Source organism: Macrococcus equi (assembly GCF_047426745.1).
GTDB classification, from domain to species: domain Bacteria; phylum Bacillota; class Bacilli; order Staphylococcales; family Staphylococcaceae; genus Macrococcoides; species Macrococcoides equi.
Window position 1 is genome coordinate 327,515 of record NZ_CP179732.1, and the last position, 17,291, is coordinate 344,805.

15 protein-coding genes and 1 riboswitch are annotated in these 17,291 nt (G+C 36.1%); of the genes, 1 reads left to right on the forward strand and 14 read right to left on the reverse strand.

What is annotated here, in order from left to right; translation table 11 throughout:
- Positions 1–46 precede the first annotated feature (46 nt).
- A complete protein-coding gene (locus tag ACMGE6_RS01645) occupies positions 47–1,402 on the forward strand; it encodes an N-acetylglucosaminidase (protein WP_414054203.1) in 1,356 nt (451 codons plus the stop codon).
- Positions 1,403–1,527: 125 nt separating this feature from the next.
- Here the strand turns inward: ACMGE6_RS01645 and ACMGE6_RS01650 are convergent, their stop codons facing one another.
- The 14 genes from ACMGE6_RS01650 to gntK form a co-directional block, all read right to left on the reverse strand.
- Positions 1,528–2,367 (reverse strand): MetQ/NlpA family ABC transporter substrate-binding protein, encoded by an 840-nt coding sequence (locus ACMGE6_RS01650; protein WP_414054204.1) that lies wholly within the window; start codon positions 2,365–2,367, stop codon positions 1,528–1,530.
- 15 nt (positions 2,368–2,382) lie between these two features.
- Entirely contained in the window at positions 2,383–3,048 is a 666-nt protein-coding gene (locus ACMGE6_RS01655; RefSeq protein ID WP_414047746.1) for a methionine ABC transporter permease, read from the reverse strand.
- The gene (locus tag ACMGE6_RS01660) at positions 3,038–4,054 is read right to left on the reverse strand and encodes a methionine ABC transporter ATP-binding protein (RefSeq protein WP_414054816.1); all 1,017 of its coding nucleotides are present in this window, start codon (positions 4,052–4,054) and stop codon (positions 3,038–3,040) included. The genes ACMGE6_RS01655 and ACMGE6_RS01660 overlap by 11 nt, the downstream gene beginning before the upstream one ends.
- A gap of 74 nt (positions 4,055–4,128) precedes the next feature.
- Positions 4,129–4,234, reverse strand: a riboswitch (SAM riboswitch).
- A gap of 76 nt (positions 4,235–4,310) precedes the next feature.
- Positions 4,311–5,798 carry a phospholipase D family protein gene (locus ACMGE6_RS01665; protein WP_414054205.1) on the reverse strand — a complete coding sequence of 496 codons (1,488 nt, stop codon included), beginning with the start codon at positions 5,796–5,798 and terminating at the stop codon, positions 4,311–4,313.
- 63 nt (positions 5,799–5,861) lie between these two features.
- Positions 5,862–7,754: a hypothetical protein gene (locus tag ACMGE6_RS01670; RefSeq protein WP_414054206.1), complete on the reverse strand. Its 1,893-nt coding sequence runs from the start codon at positions 7,752–7,754 to the stop codon at positions 5,862–5,864.
- Positions 7,726–8,628, reverse strand: coding sequence for an ABC transporter ATP-binding protein (locus tag ACMGE6_RS01675; RefSeq protein WP_414054207.1), 903 nt, complete (start codon positions 8,626–8,628; stop codon positions 7,726–7,728). The genes ACMGE6_RS01670 and ACMGE6_RS01675 overlap by 29 nt, the downstream gene beginning before the upstream one ends.
- A complete protein-coding gene (locus ACMGE6_RS01680) occupies positions 8,612–8,995 on the reverse strand; it encodes a GntR family transcriptional regulator (protein WP_414044851.1) in 384 nt (127 codons plus the stop codon). Before ACMGE6_RS01680 ends, ACMGE6_RS01675 begins: the two co-directional genes overlap by 17 nt.
- A 128-nt stretch (positions 8,996–9,123) precedes the next feature.
- Positions 9,124–9,903 (reverse strand): SDR family NAD(P)-dependent oxidoreductase, encoded by a 780-nt coding sequence (locus tag ACMGE6_RS01685; RefSeq protein ID WP_414054208.1) that lies wholly within the window; start codon positions 9,901–9,903, stop codon positions 9,124–9,126.
- Positions 9,904–9,997: 94 nt separating this feature from the next.
- Positions 9,998–10,375 (reverse strand): GNAT family N-acetyltransferase, encoded by a 378-nt coding sequence (locus tag ACMGE6_RS01690; protein WP_414054209.1) that lies wholly within the window; start codon positions 10,373–10,375, stop codon positions 9,998–10,000.
- Between the two features lie 2 nt (positions 10,376–10,377).
- On the reverse strand, positions 10,378–12,396 hold the full coding sequence (locus ACMGE6_RS01695; RefSeq protein WP_414054210.1) for an acyltransferase family protein: 2,019 nt from the start codon (positions 12,394–12,396) through the stop codon (positions 10,378–10,380).
- Between the two features lie 67 nt (positions 12,397–12,463).
- The gene (locus ACMGE6_RS01700; protein WP_414054211.1) at positions 12,464–13,177 is read right to left on the reverse strand and encodes a YebC/PmpR family DNA-binding transcriptional regulator; all 714 of its coding nucleotides are present in this window, start codon (positions 13,175–13,177) and stop codon (positions 12,464–12,466) included.
- A 107-nt stretch (positions 13,178–13,284) separates the two neighbouring features.
- On the reverse strand, positions 13,285–13,923 hold the full coding sequence (locus ACMGE6_RS01705) for a Bax inhibitor-1/YccA family protein (protein WP_414054212.1): 639 nt from the start codon (positions 13,921–13,923) through the stop codon (positions 13,285–13,287).
- Between the two features lie 462 nt (positions 13,924–14,385).
- Entirely contained in the window at positions 14,386–15,753 is a 1,368-nt protein-coding gene (locus tag ACMGE6_RS01710; RefSeq protein WP_414054213.1) for a gluconate:H+ symporter, read from the reverse strand.
- Positions 15,753–17,291: a gluconokinase gene (gene gntK / locus ACMGE6_RS01715; RefSeq protein ID WP_414054817.1), complete on the reverse strand. Its 1,539-nt coding sequence runs from the start codon at positions 17,289–17,291 to the stop codon at positions 15,753–15,755. Before gntK ends, ACMGE6_RS01710 begins: the two co-directional genes overlap by 1 nt.

The following is a 17,291-nucleotide window of genomic DNA, read 5'->3' on the forward strand; positions in this document are numbered from 1 at the left end:
TATATCGAGTATAATAGTAAAGAAATCATAATTACGGAGGCAAAAGATGAGGTTATATCAATCACTTACTATCGGAGCAGTAGCTGCTGCTTCATTACTAGCACTACCCCATACTGCCAAAGCAGATGCTTTAAAGGTCGGCAAAATTAAGCATGAAAATACGATTATTATTACGAATAAATCAGCAATGTCTAAAAAAGTTGCCGGGGATTTTTCACAATATACATTATATATCAACGATGCACATACGATAAATGGTGAGAAATATTACCGTGTACAAACTTCAGAAGATATCAATAATGCAATTGGTTACGTTAAAGCGAGTGATCTGGAGATTAATCAAACGAAGATCATACCGAATAAAGATAAGACGTATACAGTTAAAGCTGCTTCAACGAAATTATACGAAGTTCCTGAAGGTAGTACACGTCAAGTGATTGATAGAATTAGTAAGAACTCTATTATCCAAGTTGAAAAGACGATGAATGTTGATGGCAAGACCTATATCTTAGGAACATTGCCAAATGGTATTAAAGGTTGGATTAATATTACGAACGATGTTGGCAGAAAACCTATCGATAGACCTGCAAAAGAAAATGCTTCAACACACATAGTAAAACAAGAAGAAGAAAAAGAAACAGAAAAAAGTAAAATCGATATAAAAGCTCAACCACGTCCAACAGGTGCAGGTATTAACCACACTGATTTACCACTATCTATTCGTGAAGCTTTAAAAATCCAGCTTTCACTTCACCCAAAACCACAAATATCTAATGGTATTGACTGGAAGAATGCGCATAGTAAAGATGTGCTTGATGCGATGAATCCGGAAGATGCTATGGTTAATCCTGTACAACGCTATCAATTTTTAGTATTAAACGAGCCTCAAGGTTTAACAGCTGATCAGTTAAACGTATTATTACAAGGTAAAGGTGTATTAGAAGGACAAGGTGAGGCATTTAGACAGGCAAGCCAGAAATATAATATCAATGAAATTTATTTGATTAGTCATGCTTTCCTTGAAACTGCAGAAGGAACAAGTACGCTGGCAAAAGGCGTAAAAGTGAAGGGTGAAGACAAACATAAACGCTTCTATAATATGTATGGCGTCGGTGCTTATGATAAAGATGCAGTGAAATACGGAGCAAAATATGCAGCGAATGTTGGTTGGGATACGCCTGCAAAAGCTATTATTGGTGGTGCAGAGTTTATTTCTAAAGGATTTGTCTCTGAAACGCAAAACACCCTTTACACAATGAGATGGAATCCGGCATCACCTGGTAACAGTCAGTATGCGACTGATATTTTATGGGCAAATGCCAATGCTAACTATATGCACGCCTATTATCAAAAGCTAGGTATATCAGGCGGCAAGTTTAATTTCATTCATTATGCAAAATAAATTACACAACAAAACACCTTATCCAAATGGATAAGGTGTTTTGTTTGGGATGGGTAAAAGAGTAAAAGGGGGTTGTTCACTTAGAGTCTCACTAAGTGAACATCAATGGATGCCAAGCAACCGCCTTATTTCAAACCCTCTTCAATTTTCTTGATTTCATCTGGAGATAAATTCTTTGCAATCTCACCGTCTTTTGTATCTTCTTTCAAAGCATCTTTTGCTAAATCTGAGTGGTATAATTCAACAATTTTCTTATATGTTTTGTTATCTTTATCTTCTGTTTTAGATGCAATAACGTTGATGTATGGCGCTACATCTTTATTATTTGAATCTTCTAAGTAGATTGGATCATCTTTCGGATCAAGACCGGCGCGCGCTGCTACCCCATTGTTGATGACTGATACTGCAACATCTTCTAATACACGTGGTGTTTGCTGTGCGTCAATCGGTTTAATTTTTAGGTCTAGCTTATTTTGTTCAATCTTATCAGGTCCACCAAATAAACCGAAGTCACTTGATAACTTAATGAGTCCAGCTTGTTCCAATAATTTTAATGCGCGTGCCTGATTTGTAACATCATCAGGGATAGCGATAGTATCACCTTTTTTTACGTCTTTAATATCTTTAATTTTCTTTGAATATGCGCCAAGTGGTGCAAATACTGTTGTACCGACAACAGATAATTTTAATTTGTGGTCTTTCTTGAACTGATCAAGGAAGGCAAAGTGCTGAAACGCATTTAAGTCAATTTCCCCTTCAGCTAAAGCGTTGTTCGGTGCTGTGTAATCCTGAAACTCAACAAATTCAATTTTAATACCCTCTTTTTCCGCTTCTTTCTTCACAACTTCCCACACTTTTGAATCAACACCCGTAACACCAATTTTCACTGTCTTTTCATCTTTCTTACCCCCACATGCTGCTAAAACAAATACTAAACTTAAAAATAATACAAATAACTTTTTCATTTTTTCATTCTCCTTTTATAATCTGTTAGTATATATACTTGCTAATTTGTTACCGATAAATTGTGTGATTTGTACCAGAACAATCAATATCAACACCGTGATAAACATGACAGCAACATCAAAGCGCTGATATCCATATGTAAATGCTAAATATCCAATACCTCCAGCACCGACAAGACCTGCTACTGCTGAGAATTCAATCAGTGACACAGTCGTAAATGTTAATCCGAGTATCAGTGCACCAGCGGCTTCAGGAATCAAAACTTTAAATAAAATATCAAATTTGCTTGAACCCATAGACTCTGCTGCTTCAATCACCCCTCGGTCTACTGAGACAATATTATTCTCAACTACACGGGCAATAGAGAGTGATGCAGCGAGTGTCATCGGAAATATTGCTGCCCATATACCAATCGACGTACCAACTAAGAATCTTGTAACAGGAATAAGTGCAACTAAAAATATAATAAAAGGAATCGGACGCACGGTATTGATGATGGCGTTTAATATCGTATTCAGCGTTTTGTTCTCCAGTATGTTTCCTCTAGCAGTCGCATAGAGTAAAATACCTAACGGCAATCCGATGAGTGTTGCGAGTACTAATGTGATAGCAACCATAATCAGTGTACTAATCGTGTGCTCTAAAATGACTGGCCAGAACGTACTTAAATCAGTTTTCAAATCCTTCTACCTCCCTAACCTCAATGCCATGTGCGGTAATTTTAGCTAAAGCATTTTGAATATTATCAGGTTCGCCCACTGCCTCAATTAATAAATTACCAAATAGTCTATCTGTTAACTCGGTTATACCGCCATACAAAATATTAAAATCAACTTGATAAGTACGACCTATCTGACTAAGTACTGGTTGTAAAATTTGTTGATGATTAAAGATAAAACGATACAGTTTACGATTGGATACATCAATATCACTCGGAACATCATCGTTTAATACACTATGAACAAATCGTCTTGTTACAGGATGCTTTGGAGATGTAAATAAATCAAAGACATTATTCTGTTCAACAACCCGTCCTTTTTCCATCACCGCAACCTCATCACAGATGGACTTTACGACTTCCATTTCATGTGTGATGATGACAATGGTAATATTCAGCTTTTCATTGATATCTTTTAATAACTTTAAAATTTCATCTGTTGTCTCAGGATCGAGTGCACTTGTCGCTTCATCGCATAGTAATATATCCGGGTTGGTTGCAAGTGCTCTGGCAATACCAACACGCTGTTTCTGACCACCAGACAACTGATTCGGATAGTCATCTTTCTTATCAGCGAGTCCCACAAATTTAAGTAACTCATCAACGCGTTGTTCAATCTCACTTTTAGAATACTGTTTCGTAAGTTTCAGTGGATAACGAATATTATCGCTAATCGTCTTTGCCTTAAAAAGATTAAACTGCTGAAAGATCATGCCGATATTTTGACGTTGCTTGCGTAAATCTTTTTCTTTTAAGCTAACGATATTACGTCCTTCGACGAAAACATTGCCTGAAGAAGGCTTTTCAAGTCGGTTGATTAGTCTCAGCAATGTCGACTTTCCGGCACCAGAATAACCTACAATGCCATAAATCTGACCTTTTTGAATGGTAAGTGATACATCATCTAATGCATTAATTGCTCCCTTCTTTGTCTGATAGGTTTTTGTAACATGATCAATTGCAATGATACCCATTTTTTCTCCTCCCAAAATAAAAAACGTGCATTCAAGCTTAGTAAGCTAAATGCACGTTTATACGTCCGAATTTATCTTCCAAGCATGAGCTTGATGGAATTAGCACAGTGCTCTATAAAGAGTCCGCTGCTGAGACTTCATCGGGCCATATCCCTCTGTCTCTCTTGATAAAATAATTATTAAGTTGATTTCATGTTACAGTTATTAAAATAATCTGTCAATAACAAATTAAAAAAATATTTAAATTTTACTAAAAACTTGATAACCCCGTAAACTCCTGAATACGATACAATACAGACTTAAAGAACGATGGATCTTTCTTTACATCATAGTGATCTGTTACATGCGCATACGTATTATCCCACTTTGCATCAAAATCATTTTCAAGCTTCGTAAATACAGGCAAGTTCGACTGTCCAGAAATCAGGACATCGGTTTCCATGTTCAAATCCCCAACATTACGTCTTGTTAAATTAGCACTTCCTAGTAACAACTTCGATTCATGCTTATCAGCGTCTTTCATCAATGTAAATTTAGCATGATACTGTTCTCCGTGACTCACTGCCCATTTAATCTTGATATTGTCATCAGACTTTGAAACGAGTTCATGTGCTACAGGTTTATTCGGTATACCAGGTTTTTCTTTACCAAATGCTTCTTTATTCACATCCAGAATGATTTGAATATCAACACCTCGTTTACTGGCGTTAATCAGTGCTTTAATAATGTCACGATCTGACAAATAGAACATGCCCATCTTGAGCTGATCTTTATCACCCAGTCTTGCAATTTCATCAAGTAATGCAGCTTTTATCTTACCCTCAGTAACAAGTGTTGTTGTATAATCCATCCCATTATTAAAGGCTCTTGATTTAATTTTAAAATCATCAACCTTTAAATCTGCACCACTCATATTCAATGCATGGACTTCACTATTGATTAAATCTTCCTGAATCTGACCACGCATCTTTAAGGCGACATTTTGATGATGACCACTCGGATCATGCGGATTGCTTGAGGCAATAATTGCATCATTTTCTGTCACCAATGTTTTACGGTGATTAGCTTTCATATTCAGTAATCTACCAAATCCGCGAACAGTCACATTCGGTTCATCTTTTGAGAAGATATTCGTAATGAGTCCATTCTCATTATTACCAAACCAGCGCATCGTTGGACGCCATAATCCTGAATAGATGGGATTTGAGTCTCGAAGTGCTACCAGATTTGTCTCATAAAGATTAATACCATTTGCACGCAACTTGCGATAATGTTCGGGCGTATAACTGCCATAGAAAGAGTTTATTGGATCTGTTAAGACAAAGATCTTAATATCTGGATTCGACTTCTTTTTTGCAATCAATGCATCCGTTAACTGTTCTGTTAATTTAGGAAATTTTATTTTCCCGTCGTAAGCATTATTAAATAAAAACATATCCATAATTATAAAATCATTAGCCTCACGAATTAACTGTAACTGATGACCGAATATTTCCTGATCATAATGCATCACATTGTTTTTCTTGTAGGTATTATCTATTAACACTTGTGCATCATTTGTCTTACTGTAATCAAACCACTTTGATACCCCACCAGGCAAAGGTTTATAAGCTCCGTAAATTGCACAGACAATATATGCACCAAAGCAAATAAATGCAATTTTTTTAAAACTAAATTTCTTTTTCCTGCGTTTATTTTTTGACTTCTTTGCAACAATTTTCTTTTTTTTAGTAGCCATCATCCACCTCCGCACTATTATTTTTATTATATCAAAAAAACAAAGCCCAAATGGACTTTGTCATTACTTTTTCATCAGTACATACTGATAGCTCTCATCAAAGAAATACAGATGATCTCCGTCAATATCAGCACCATTTTTATTAAACATTTCTTTAAAAGTTTCGCGTTTAATATGCTTAGCAAATGGTAAATCTTTAATATCCTCATCACCAATCTTCTCATAATTTGATTTATTACCCAGGTCATAAACTTTACCTAATGGTAATGCTGAACTCGGTTTAGCAATCAACTTTTCATCAACCAGGAAGTTGATAATGTCTTTATCATAGATGGAAAGATATAACGCTTGGTCAAGACCATCCATATGATTATCGCTGAATGAAATGTGAAGGGCAGAACCATCTAATGGAATCGCCTTGTCATGATAATAATGATTGCGATATTTATCAATAATCAGTTTCTTTAATTTTTCTTTTTGATTACGATTTAAGTCTTCACCTGAATACGAATTGTCACCTGAGTCAATATTGAGTGTCACAGTTTTATCAAACAGTTTATCCCAATTAACATATTGTGTAATAATCTTAGCATTGTCTTTTGTAGATACTTTTTTCTTATATTGTTGATATGCCTGCTCATTAATATCATAACTTCTACTCACTTTTCGACCATTTTTCAAGTTATAAGATAATTCTATCGTCATTGTAGGTTCTTCATCATTAAAGTGAGCACGTTTAGTATCTATTAAATGATTATGCCCTTCTATTACTGTCTGAATAAATTTACGATCTTTCACCTTAGTATTATCTAATATGCCTTCTTCGTAATTATCATTCGTTTCTTCAAATGACGTTGTCACACTTTTCACGTCTTCAATTTTCGGAACGTAGCTTTCTCTCATTTGTCCTGATACATAGACACCTATAAGTGATAATACAACCAATGCTAACGTCATTAAAAATAAGTTACGATTCAGTTGAATGCGCACAGATTTCTGCGCAATCATTTCAAGCAAAATATATACGAGTGTAAATGACACAATATAGATAAATAACGTGATGATTTTCTGTTCATTAAAGATTGAGTTGAAGATGATACCACCTAACAGTGTGGCAATAAACATCGTGATAAAGAAAAGAATGAAGTTCGCATAGCGTGTAGAATATGCTTCGTTAATACGTTCATTTTTTCTTTTTTTATAAATTACAAATAGTAATGCAAACAATAACAAACTTACCAGCAAGACGATTAGTAAATATGTAAAGTCTAATTTATCCTCAATGATATCTCCTAATATGCGTACTGGCACAGTTAAGTTTTGCATTAACTTTTCAGGATATGATTGTAATCCTTTAAACATAAACATGTGCGTCGTATAGATTAGTGTCCCCATAATGAGAGGAGAAATGATGAGTATAATCGACGACATAATATGATTCAACATATTATTGATATATAAACTAAAGAGCATTGTAACTGTAAATATAAAGAAATCAACCACTAAATTAAAAAGGATCCAGATGACCACTTTTTCAAGGTCAATCGATGTGTACTTAATGCCAAATATCCACGTAATCACTCCATTGATTATAAGATTAATCAATAAATGTGAGAAGAATACGGCATAAGCTGTCACGAGTATTCGCTCACGTTTTATCGGCAAGCTGTGTATAAAGTCAGAAGCAGATTGTGTCTTGAAATAATACGTCAGAAAAGCTGCACATAGTAAAGCATAAAACATTGTGCCAAAGAAATAAATTGGCATCGTCATCATTTCACCGATGAAATACTTACTATGTTCATGTGCTGAAGTATTGCTATCAATATGTGCAATTACATATGAAAAAGGGACGAGTATAAAGGTACAGATAAGATTAATAATGCTCAAAAATATGATTGAACGTGATAAATTACTGAACAGTGCTTTATTCAACGATAATGTTTTCAATGGCATAGCCGTGTCCTCCTAATTCATATGTAAATATTTCTTCGAGTGATAACGGTAAAATGTCATACATCAGTGGGTTGCCTGAGGTGATATATTGTTCAATATCATCAAAATCACCTTTAACAATACACGTAACAACGCGTCCTTTAACTGATTTTTCTACGAGATTCATCCCTTTAAAGAATTGTTCATTAGGAATTTTTTCAAATGCCATTTGAATCTTAGCCACATTACCTTTTAAGTCATCTAAATCTCTTGCCATTAAAATACTACCTTCATGCATTAAAGTGACCGAATCACAGAAGTCTTCCATCTCACGAAGATTATGGCTTGAAACAAATAATGCCATGTCATGATTTGTGACATCCTGAATCAGTATATTCTTGATGGTATGTCTGACAATAGGATCTAATCCGTCAAACGGTTCATCAAGCAACATCACTTCAGGACGTGCTGCAATAGCTAGAATAAATGCACATTGACGTTTCATCCCTTTTGACAGTTTCGATAACTTCTTTTGAGGATGCATCTTTAATAGCTGTGTAAGTTGAGTGAATCTTTCCTGACTAAAGTTTGGATAAAGCGTCTGATAGAAGTCACCCATTTCTTTTAAATTGGCATGTCCAAAGAAATAAGGGATGTCAGAGATGAATATCATCTTAGATTTATAGTCTTCATTTTCAAATACATCTTGTTTATTGAATAATATTGCACCACTATCTGCCTTATAAATACCTGCTATCATCTTAAGTAGCGTTGTCTTTCCTGCACCATTACTTCCAAGTAATCCTTGTATACTGCCAGGGCGAATTGATAATGTTGATTTATTTACAGCAGTGAATACACCAAAATACTTCGTTGCCTCATTGATCTGAATCATTATTCTCACCCCTCATTTCCTCAATCGTTGCTATAATTTCATCCTTTGTTAAGCCTAAGAATAGTAACTCCTGAACAATTTTTTCTAGTGATTCAGTCAACATCTGTATACGCTCCTTTTGCATAGTATCTTCAACTTGATTGACAAAACTACCTTTTCCGGGGACTGAATACGTGTAACCTAAACGCTCTAATTCCCGATATGCCTTCTGTATCGTATTAGGATTGATAGTAAGCTCCTGGGCCAGTTGTCTGACTGATGGCAGTTGATCATCTGGCTGCAATACATTGTTCATAATCTGTAATTTAAAGCCACTGACCAATTGTTCATATATCGGCACTCGACTGCGATTATCGATTGATATCATCCATCTCTCTCCATTTCTACTGTATTAACTGTACTACTTATTATAATACACCTAGAACGGATAAATGCAAGTAAAATTTGTAAATTAGGCAAAAAAAAAGAACATACACTATGTATGTTCTAAAGTGACTATAGACTAGGTGACTTACCACCATCAATATTCACCGCAACGCCTGTCACATAACTCGCAGCTTCACTTACAAGGAATGTGATAACATTGGCTGCTTCACGCGTATCACCAATACGTCCTAATGGAATTTCAAACTTCGGATCTCTTGCGTACTCTTCCCAAGTTAATTCCGGTGCTTCTGCCTGCCAGCGTTTCTCAATTTGTCCGCTTCGAATAAGTCCGATGCAAACTGCATTCACACGAATATTATACTGTGCTAAATCTTTACTAAGTGTCTTCGTCAAAGCAAGGCCTGCAGCACGTGTCACAGAAGTTGGTGTTGTATTCGCTGGCGGATTCTTACCGGCAACGGCTGTTAAATTAACAATTGCACCGCCATTTTTCTTAAGTTCCGGAATCGCTGCATGTAACATATGGATTGCGCCATACAATTTTAAATCCAGATCTTGTTGCCAGTCTTCAAGGGACACTTCTTCAAAGTTTTTTGCAAAAGCACTCCCTGCATTGTTTATCAGAATATCTAGTTTACCGTAAGTATCCACTGCTTTTTGCACGAAAGCCTTACATTCTGCTTCTTTAGTAACGTCACACACTTGATATACAATTTCTTTCCCAGTCTTATCCTTTATCTCTTTGACCACTTCAATCAGTTCATCTTCATGACGACTTGCAATGACAACGTCGGCTCCCTCTTCAACAAGTAGTAATGCCGTTTCCTTGCCGATTCCCTTACTTGAACCTGTGATGACAGCAACTTTATTCTGTAAACCTAACTCCATATGATCAGCTCCTTTTAAATAAAATATAGCAAAAAACATATGGTGTTAATAGAAAAAGAGTTTATGATATATTATCAGGTCGCACTGTTATTGTTTATTCACCATATGTTCGTCTAAAGCCATAAAATGGCCTGAAATCTTTTTCATAGTAGCCTTTTGAAGTGCTTGTTGCGAGTAATTCCATACGCGTATCAGGGTATAAGTCGTGAATATGGTTGATTAGAGTTTTTGCGATACCTCGTCCACGAAACTGATGATGCGTTATTAATTCACAGAGATAAAGACTAACATATCCATCTGTGATCGCTCTTGCACACCCTACAACCTGATTATCTATTTCAGCAACATAACTCACACTATTCAGCCATGCAGCAAGCGTCTGCTCGTGTCTTACCACTAAATTATCCCATCCTTCATAGGCATTCATCGCCTGTATGGCATCAATATCTCTAGTTTCAAACGGTCTAATCATTGTTACTCCTCTTTAATATTTTCTTTTTGTTCTTTTATTTTCTTCAATATAGGTATTAAATCTTTTTCAACATAAGGTGTTAGTGTCGAAACAAAAGTTTTTGTCATATGTGATTTATCGAAGTAAGCAACGACGTTACCGACAACCGGTTCACAAAATGTATCCGGACATATTTTATCTGTATAATCGACAAAGTGAACGCCAGGTGGTTTATTTTTAAGTTTTGACCAGTCCGTCTGTTTTGGTACAACCAGATCTTTTCTAATTTTACATTTTTCGCTATGACGTCCTTCAGCTTGTATGCACTCCGGTACGTCGGTTCTAAAGTATGGTGTATCTCTAATGGCAAAAATTTCTATGCCATGATTACTAAATGCATTAAACTGATCAATATAGCCCTGTGGTACATCCTCTACATTAAAATAAGATATCTCAGCCATAGCTAATACGATATCCGGATTTTGTGCACTTACTTTTTCAACGACTTGCTCATTCCATTTGTCACAAGAAGGCAAACCATTTTTATCAGTTGATAAACGGCATCCACTTTTCGTTACATTTAATACACGGATTTTATATTTCTGTGCCAAGTCTTCAATTGCTGTAAACCAATGTGTTGAATGACTGCCCCCTACAACAGCTACAGTATAATCGAAATTTTTAGTTACACCATATTCACAAATTTTGACCTTAGGATCGTCAGCTTTCACATGACAACCATCCTTATATGGCTGCGCTTGATCTTCTTTAATATTTGCATCATCCGGAATATATGCCAGTTCCTCAAAATTATCCATTTCAAAAACACCTGCTCCTGGATATTCCTTTGACTTTGCTAATGTTTCTATTTTTTTCATTTCACCGTTCATATGATGCAGCCATAAACTATTTGAAACAAGCACCGGAAACATACAAAGACAAATAACAGCAACTACCGGCCATGAATTATTTTTTACTTTAAGGGAACGTATCGGTTTTTCAATAATTTGTGTAACAGCAATGGAAAGAATTAATGAACATACGATGATAAGCATCCCATGCATAATAGATACAGAATTCTTTTTGAACAAAATATGATAAAAGGTAAGTAGAACCCAGTGCCATAAATAAAAGCCATACGAATATCCACCCAGTTTCATCATCCATTTCGTTCCTAACAATCGTTCAACACCATACTTTGTAGCATTCTCACCTGACAGTAGTATCAACACAGCCGAAAGCGTCGGCCAAAGTGCAATATAACCAGGAAACAATGATGAAACATCAAGTAAAATACCACATAATATTAACATGATCAGTCCAATCCACCCAATCATAAAAGAAAGAGGTGCTTTGAGCTTCATACGATGAATGAATATACAAAGCATACCTCCTAAAGCAAATTCCCATACGCGCGTACGTGTATCAAAATATGCCCAAGGCTGGTTTATATCAGTTAGATGCACTGAATACGCAAGTGATAGTGTAAACAAAAGTAGTAATAAAATCATTAAAACTTTTTTTATTGATTGTTTGAAAACCCGAGACAATAGAATCGCACACCAAATAACTGCAAACCAAATGATATAAAACTGACCTTGTATACTCATTGCCCAAAAATGCTGCACCGGACTCTTTTCGTTCGTAGCATCAAGATAATCAACTGCAGTGAGTGCCAGCTGCCAATTTTCATAATAGAGTGCTGAAGCAAATATTTCTTTTATTGTTAGCATCCATCTTGCACCTGGTAAATAAAAGTAACTAAAAATAATAACTGAAAGTAACACAAAAAATGCTTGAGGCATTAATCGTTTCAGTAATCCCATTATAAATTCAAAGAAGTTAACTGTGCCAAACCTACGGTATTTTGATAAAAGACTTGCAGTAATTAAAAAACCACTGACAACAAAAAAGACATCGACGCCACCTGAAACTCTACCGAGCCATATATGATAAATCGCAACAAGTAAAGCAGCAACTGCTCTTAATCCCTCTATTTCAGGCCTAAACTTTTTCTTTGATTGATTATCTGATTGAACCATTTTATCACCTTTGTGGTTTATTTTTACATAAAAATAAAGTCAGGATTTCTCCTGACCTTAACAAAATTTATAGTTCAACATTATGGTGAACAGTTTGTACATCCTCTAAATCTTCGATGGCATCCACTAACTTTTCAAATACTTCTAAATCTTCATCAGATAAAGTTAATTCATTTTGTGCTAACATCGAAAGTTCTGCCACTGTAAACTCTTCTACGCCCGCTTCTTTTAATGCATTTTGAACCGCTGCGAATTGATCTGGTTCAGCATAAACTACTACGTGTCCATCTTCTTCCATAACGTCACGTACATCTAAATCAGCTTCCATCAATAATTCTAAAGTTTCATCTGCAGTTTTTCCGTCGAAGCCAAATACTGCAGTATTTTCAAACATGTAACTTACAGAACCAGAAACACCCATGTTCCCGCCATTCTTACCAAATGCAGCACGAACATCACTTGCTGTACGGTTAACGTTATTTGTTAAAGCATCAACGATTAACATAGAACCACCAGGCCCAAAACCTTCATAACGTAATTCATCATAGTTTTCTTCAGCGCCGCCTTTTGCTTTTTCAATTGCACGGTCAATGATGTGTTTAGGGACAGAATATGTTTTCGCACGCTCAAGTACAAACTTTAAGTTTTGATTTGACTCAGGATCTGGTTCTCCAGATTTTGCAGCAACATAGATTTCGCGTCCAAATTTTGCATAGATACGACTTGTATTTTTGTCTTTTGCTGCTTTCTTATCTTTAATATTGTTCCACTTACGACCCATAATATACACGCTTCCTTTTACATTAATATGTCATTATTATACACATAACTTGTGTATTGCACAAAACAAAAAAAAAGGAAACACATTGTGTCTCCTTTAATTATAACCTAGTCTCTTAAGATACTTGCTAAACGTAAAACATCCATAATGATATTCAGTAAGTTGATGAATAAGTTAAAACCCATCTCTTGCGCTGAGAACTGACCACGTTTCAATCTGTTGAAATCATAAATTGTATACAAGAAGAAAATGGCAAGACCAGCGATTGTAATTACTAAATGAAACATTGGAATATGAATGAAAATACCTAAGAAGCTCGCTAATACAAGTGCAATCAATGCCGGGAATAATAATCTACCAAGATTAGATGCATCACCCACAACAAAATAACCAACTGCACCAAAAGCAAAGAAAGCGACTACTGCAAGCGCAACGTTCTGATAAAATACTGTTTGTCCTAAAACACCCAGGTAATACATAAATGATGTATAACTGACGATGCCTAGAGCAAAGGCTAATGCATTTGAAATTAAAAATCCAAACTTACGTGAAGCTTTTGCAAACAGCGAGATAAACACTAATGCAAAAATTAATACTGAAACCATCAGACGTAAACCTGGTGGTACAAACTGCCCTAAAAATGTCCCTGCAGCAAATACGATCCAGAAATAAATAAAATAAAGCCAGGCATTTCTCACTGCCGAACTGTGTGATAAATGTTCCGATTGATAACTATAATTGTTCATTAAATCCCTCATTCTTAAATATGATTTATCTTTATTAATATTGTACGTTGTTTAATAGAAATACTCAAATTATCTGTATCGCGTGATACAGATAATGTTGGTCTCTATGAAATGAGTATGCGGCTGTATTTTATGTTTACAGCCGCATACGTCGAGTTTTTCTTTTTTCTACATGAGTACGCGGCTGTATTTTATGTTTACAGCCGCATACGTCCAGTTTTTCTTTTTTCTACATGAGTACGCGGCTGTATTTTATGTTTACAGCCGTATACGTCGAGTTTTTCTTTTTTCTACATGAGTACGCGACTGTATTTTACTTTTACAGCCGTATACGTCGAGTTTTTCTTTTTTCTACATGAGTACGCGGCTGTATTTTATGTTTACAGCCGCGTACGTCGATTTTTTTTACAGCCACATACGTCAATCATTAAAAATCATAAATAATTAAAAGTTCAACTATGCCTAAACAAATAAGCTGAAGATTAAAATAAAGATTAATCCACTTACTGAAATAATCGTTTCAAGCAATGTCCATGTTAAAACTGTTTCTTTTACTGTTAATCCAAAGTATTCTTTAAACATCCAGAATCCTGCATCATTAACGTGTGATGCGATAACACTTCCGGCACCTGTTGCAAGTACAACTAATGCTAAGTTAACGTCACTTGATTCTAGGATCGGTAACACAATGCCTGTCGTAGAGATTGCAGCTACAGTTGCTGAGCCTAATGCAATACGCAATACTGCAGCAACTAACCATGCAAGTAAGATAGGTGAAAAGTCTGAGTTCGCAAATAACGTTTCAACGTGTTTACCCACTCCACCATCTATCAATACTTGTTTAAACGCGCCACCTGCACCGATGATTAAGATCATCATACCGATTGGATAAATCGCATCTGTTACTGACTGCATTACATCTTTCATTTGTCTGCCGCGATTTAATCCCATTGTAAAAATCGCAATTACAATTGAAATTAACATTGCAGTTGAAGCATCACCAATTAAATAAATAGTTTTCATCAAACCATTCGGTTCAGTGCCACCTGCTTCAACAATTAACTTCACGACAGTCGCAATTAACATTAAAATAACCGGGAATAAAGCCGTTAATGTACTGATAAAGAATCCTGGTGTATCTTCAATTTTGAAATTTACGTTCTTACCTAAAGAAGAGATATCACCTTCACGCGTAAAAGCGGTTGGTGCTATTTTTTTAGCAATCTTATTAAATACCGGTCCAGCAATAATTGCTACTGGTATTGCAATGATAAAGCCGTATAATAATACTTCACCTAAATTAGCACCGTATTCTTTAGCAATCATAACTGGTCCTGGATGCGGTGGTAAGAAGCCATGCGTAACCGATAATGCCGCTGCCATCGGAATACCTAAATGTAATGCTGGTAACTTTGTTTCTTTAGCAATCGTATAAACGATTGGAATCAATAATACTAATCCTACTTCAAAGAATAAAGCAATCCCTATAATAAATGAGGCAACAACTACTGCCCATTGGATATGTTTTAATCCAAACTTATCGATTAAAGTATGTGCAATACGCGTTGCACCACCTCCGTCAGCAAGTAACTTTCCGAGCATTGCTCCAAGTCCGAAGATCAGTGCAATATGTCCAAGTGTTGCACCCATACCCGCTTCAACCGTTGCGACAACCTTATCTAACGGAATACCTAATAATAGTGCTGTTGTAAATGCTGTCACGATCAGTGAGATAAATGTATTTAACTTCAGCCCCATGATTAAAAAGAGTAATAGTAAAATTGCGATAAATACAGTAATAAGAGGCCATTGTTCAGTAATTGCGTTCATTAATTTTCTTTCCCTTCATGTTTTCTCTGGAAGTTCGCCATATCGATATAAACATCCATTAATTGTTGTGTAACTTTCATATAAATCGGTAAGATTTCTCTATAGATAATGACATTGTCATGAATCGGTTGATGTGGTTTAGTGACGCCAACCATCTCACTGATATGACTAAAGTCAGGCTTTAACCCTAAAGCAACTTGTCCAAGTGTCACTGCACCGAGGCATGAACTTTCCACACTTTCAGGTACGATGACTTCATGTTCAAAAATATCTGCCATCATTTGACGCCATAATGCACTTTTAGCAAATCCACCTGTTGCTTTCAGTGTCTTAACTTCACCATCCATCAACACACCGAGTGCGATAAATACTGTATAAAGATTAAAGATAACTCCTTCTAACGCTGCACGTATCATGTGTTCTTTCTTGTGAGATAATGTGAGTCCAAAAAATGATCCACGCACATTCGCATTCCAGTAAGGTGCACGTTCACCTGCTAAAAACGGATGAAAGATTAATCCATCACTCGCAGGTGGCACACGTTCAGCAATTTTAGTTAATACTTCATAACTATCAATGCCTAATCGCTTTGCTGTTTCAACTTCACTCGATGCAAACTCATCACGTATCCAGCGCAACACGACACCACCATTATTCACTGGTCCGCCGATGACCCATTTATCTTTCGTCAGTGCATAACAAAATAGTCTGCCATGTTCGTCGGTCTTCGGCTGATCAATCACTGTTCTGATAGCTCCACTCGTACCGATCGTTACTGCCACTTCTCCAGGTTTAAAGGCATCAACACCTAGGTTACTTAGCACACCATCACTTGCGCCAATGACAAATGGTGTATTTCTGCTAATGCCCATTTGATGAGCGAACTCCGGCGTAAGACCCTTCAAAACTTTAGTTGTATCCACTGCCTCTGAGAAATGTTCAGGCGATAACCCAAGTAATTGAAGTACTTCAGCATCGTAATCAAGGGTATGAATGTTGAATAAACCTGTAGCACTTAAAATCGAATAGTCTTCAACATAACGATTAAAAAGTTTAAAGAATACAAATCCCTTAATGCCGATGAATTTATGTGCCTGTTTAAATGTATCAGGCGCTTCATGTTTAAACCACATCAGTTTACTTAACGGACTCATCGGATGGATTGGTGTGCCCGTGCGCTGATAAATTTTTAGACCCGCGTACTCCTTATTCAGTACCTCACTATAGTGAAAGCTGCGATTATCTGCCCACGTAATACTATTTGTGAGTGGTTGATGATATTCATCCATCAGGATTAAACTATGCATCGCACTTGAAAAGCTGACAAAATCAATTTCATCTTTTTTTGCTTGTTCTGTTTTTACTACTGAACCAATCGTTTCTATCACTGCTTCAAATATGACATGAGGTTCTTGCTCAGCAATATCACTGTGCGGCGTAAGTAGTGGATATTCCTTATGATGCACAGCACGTATCTCGCCATTTCTGTCATACAGTACACTTTTCGTACTTGTTGTCCCTATATCTACACCAATCAT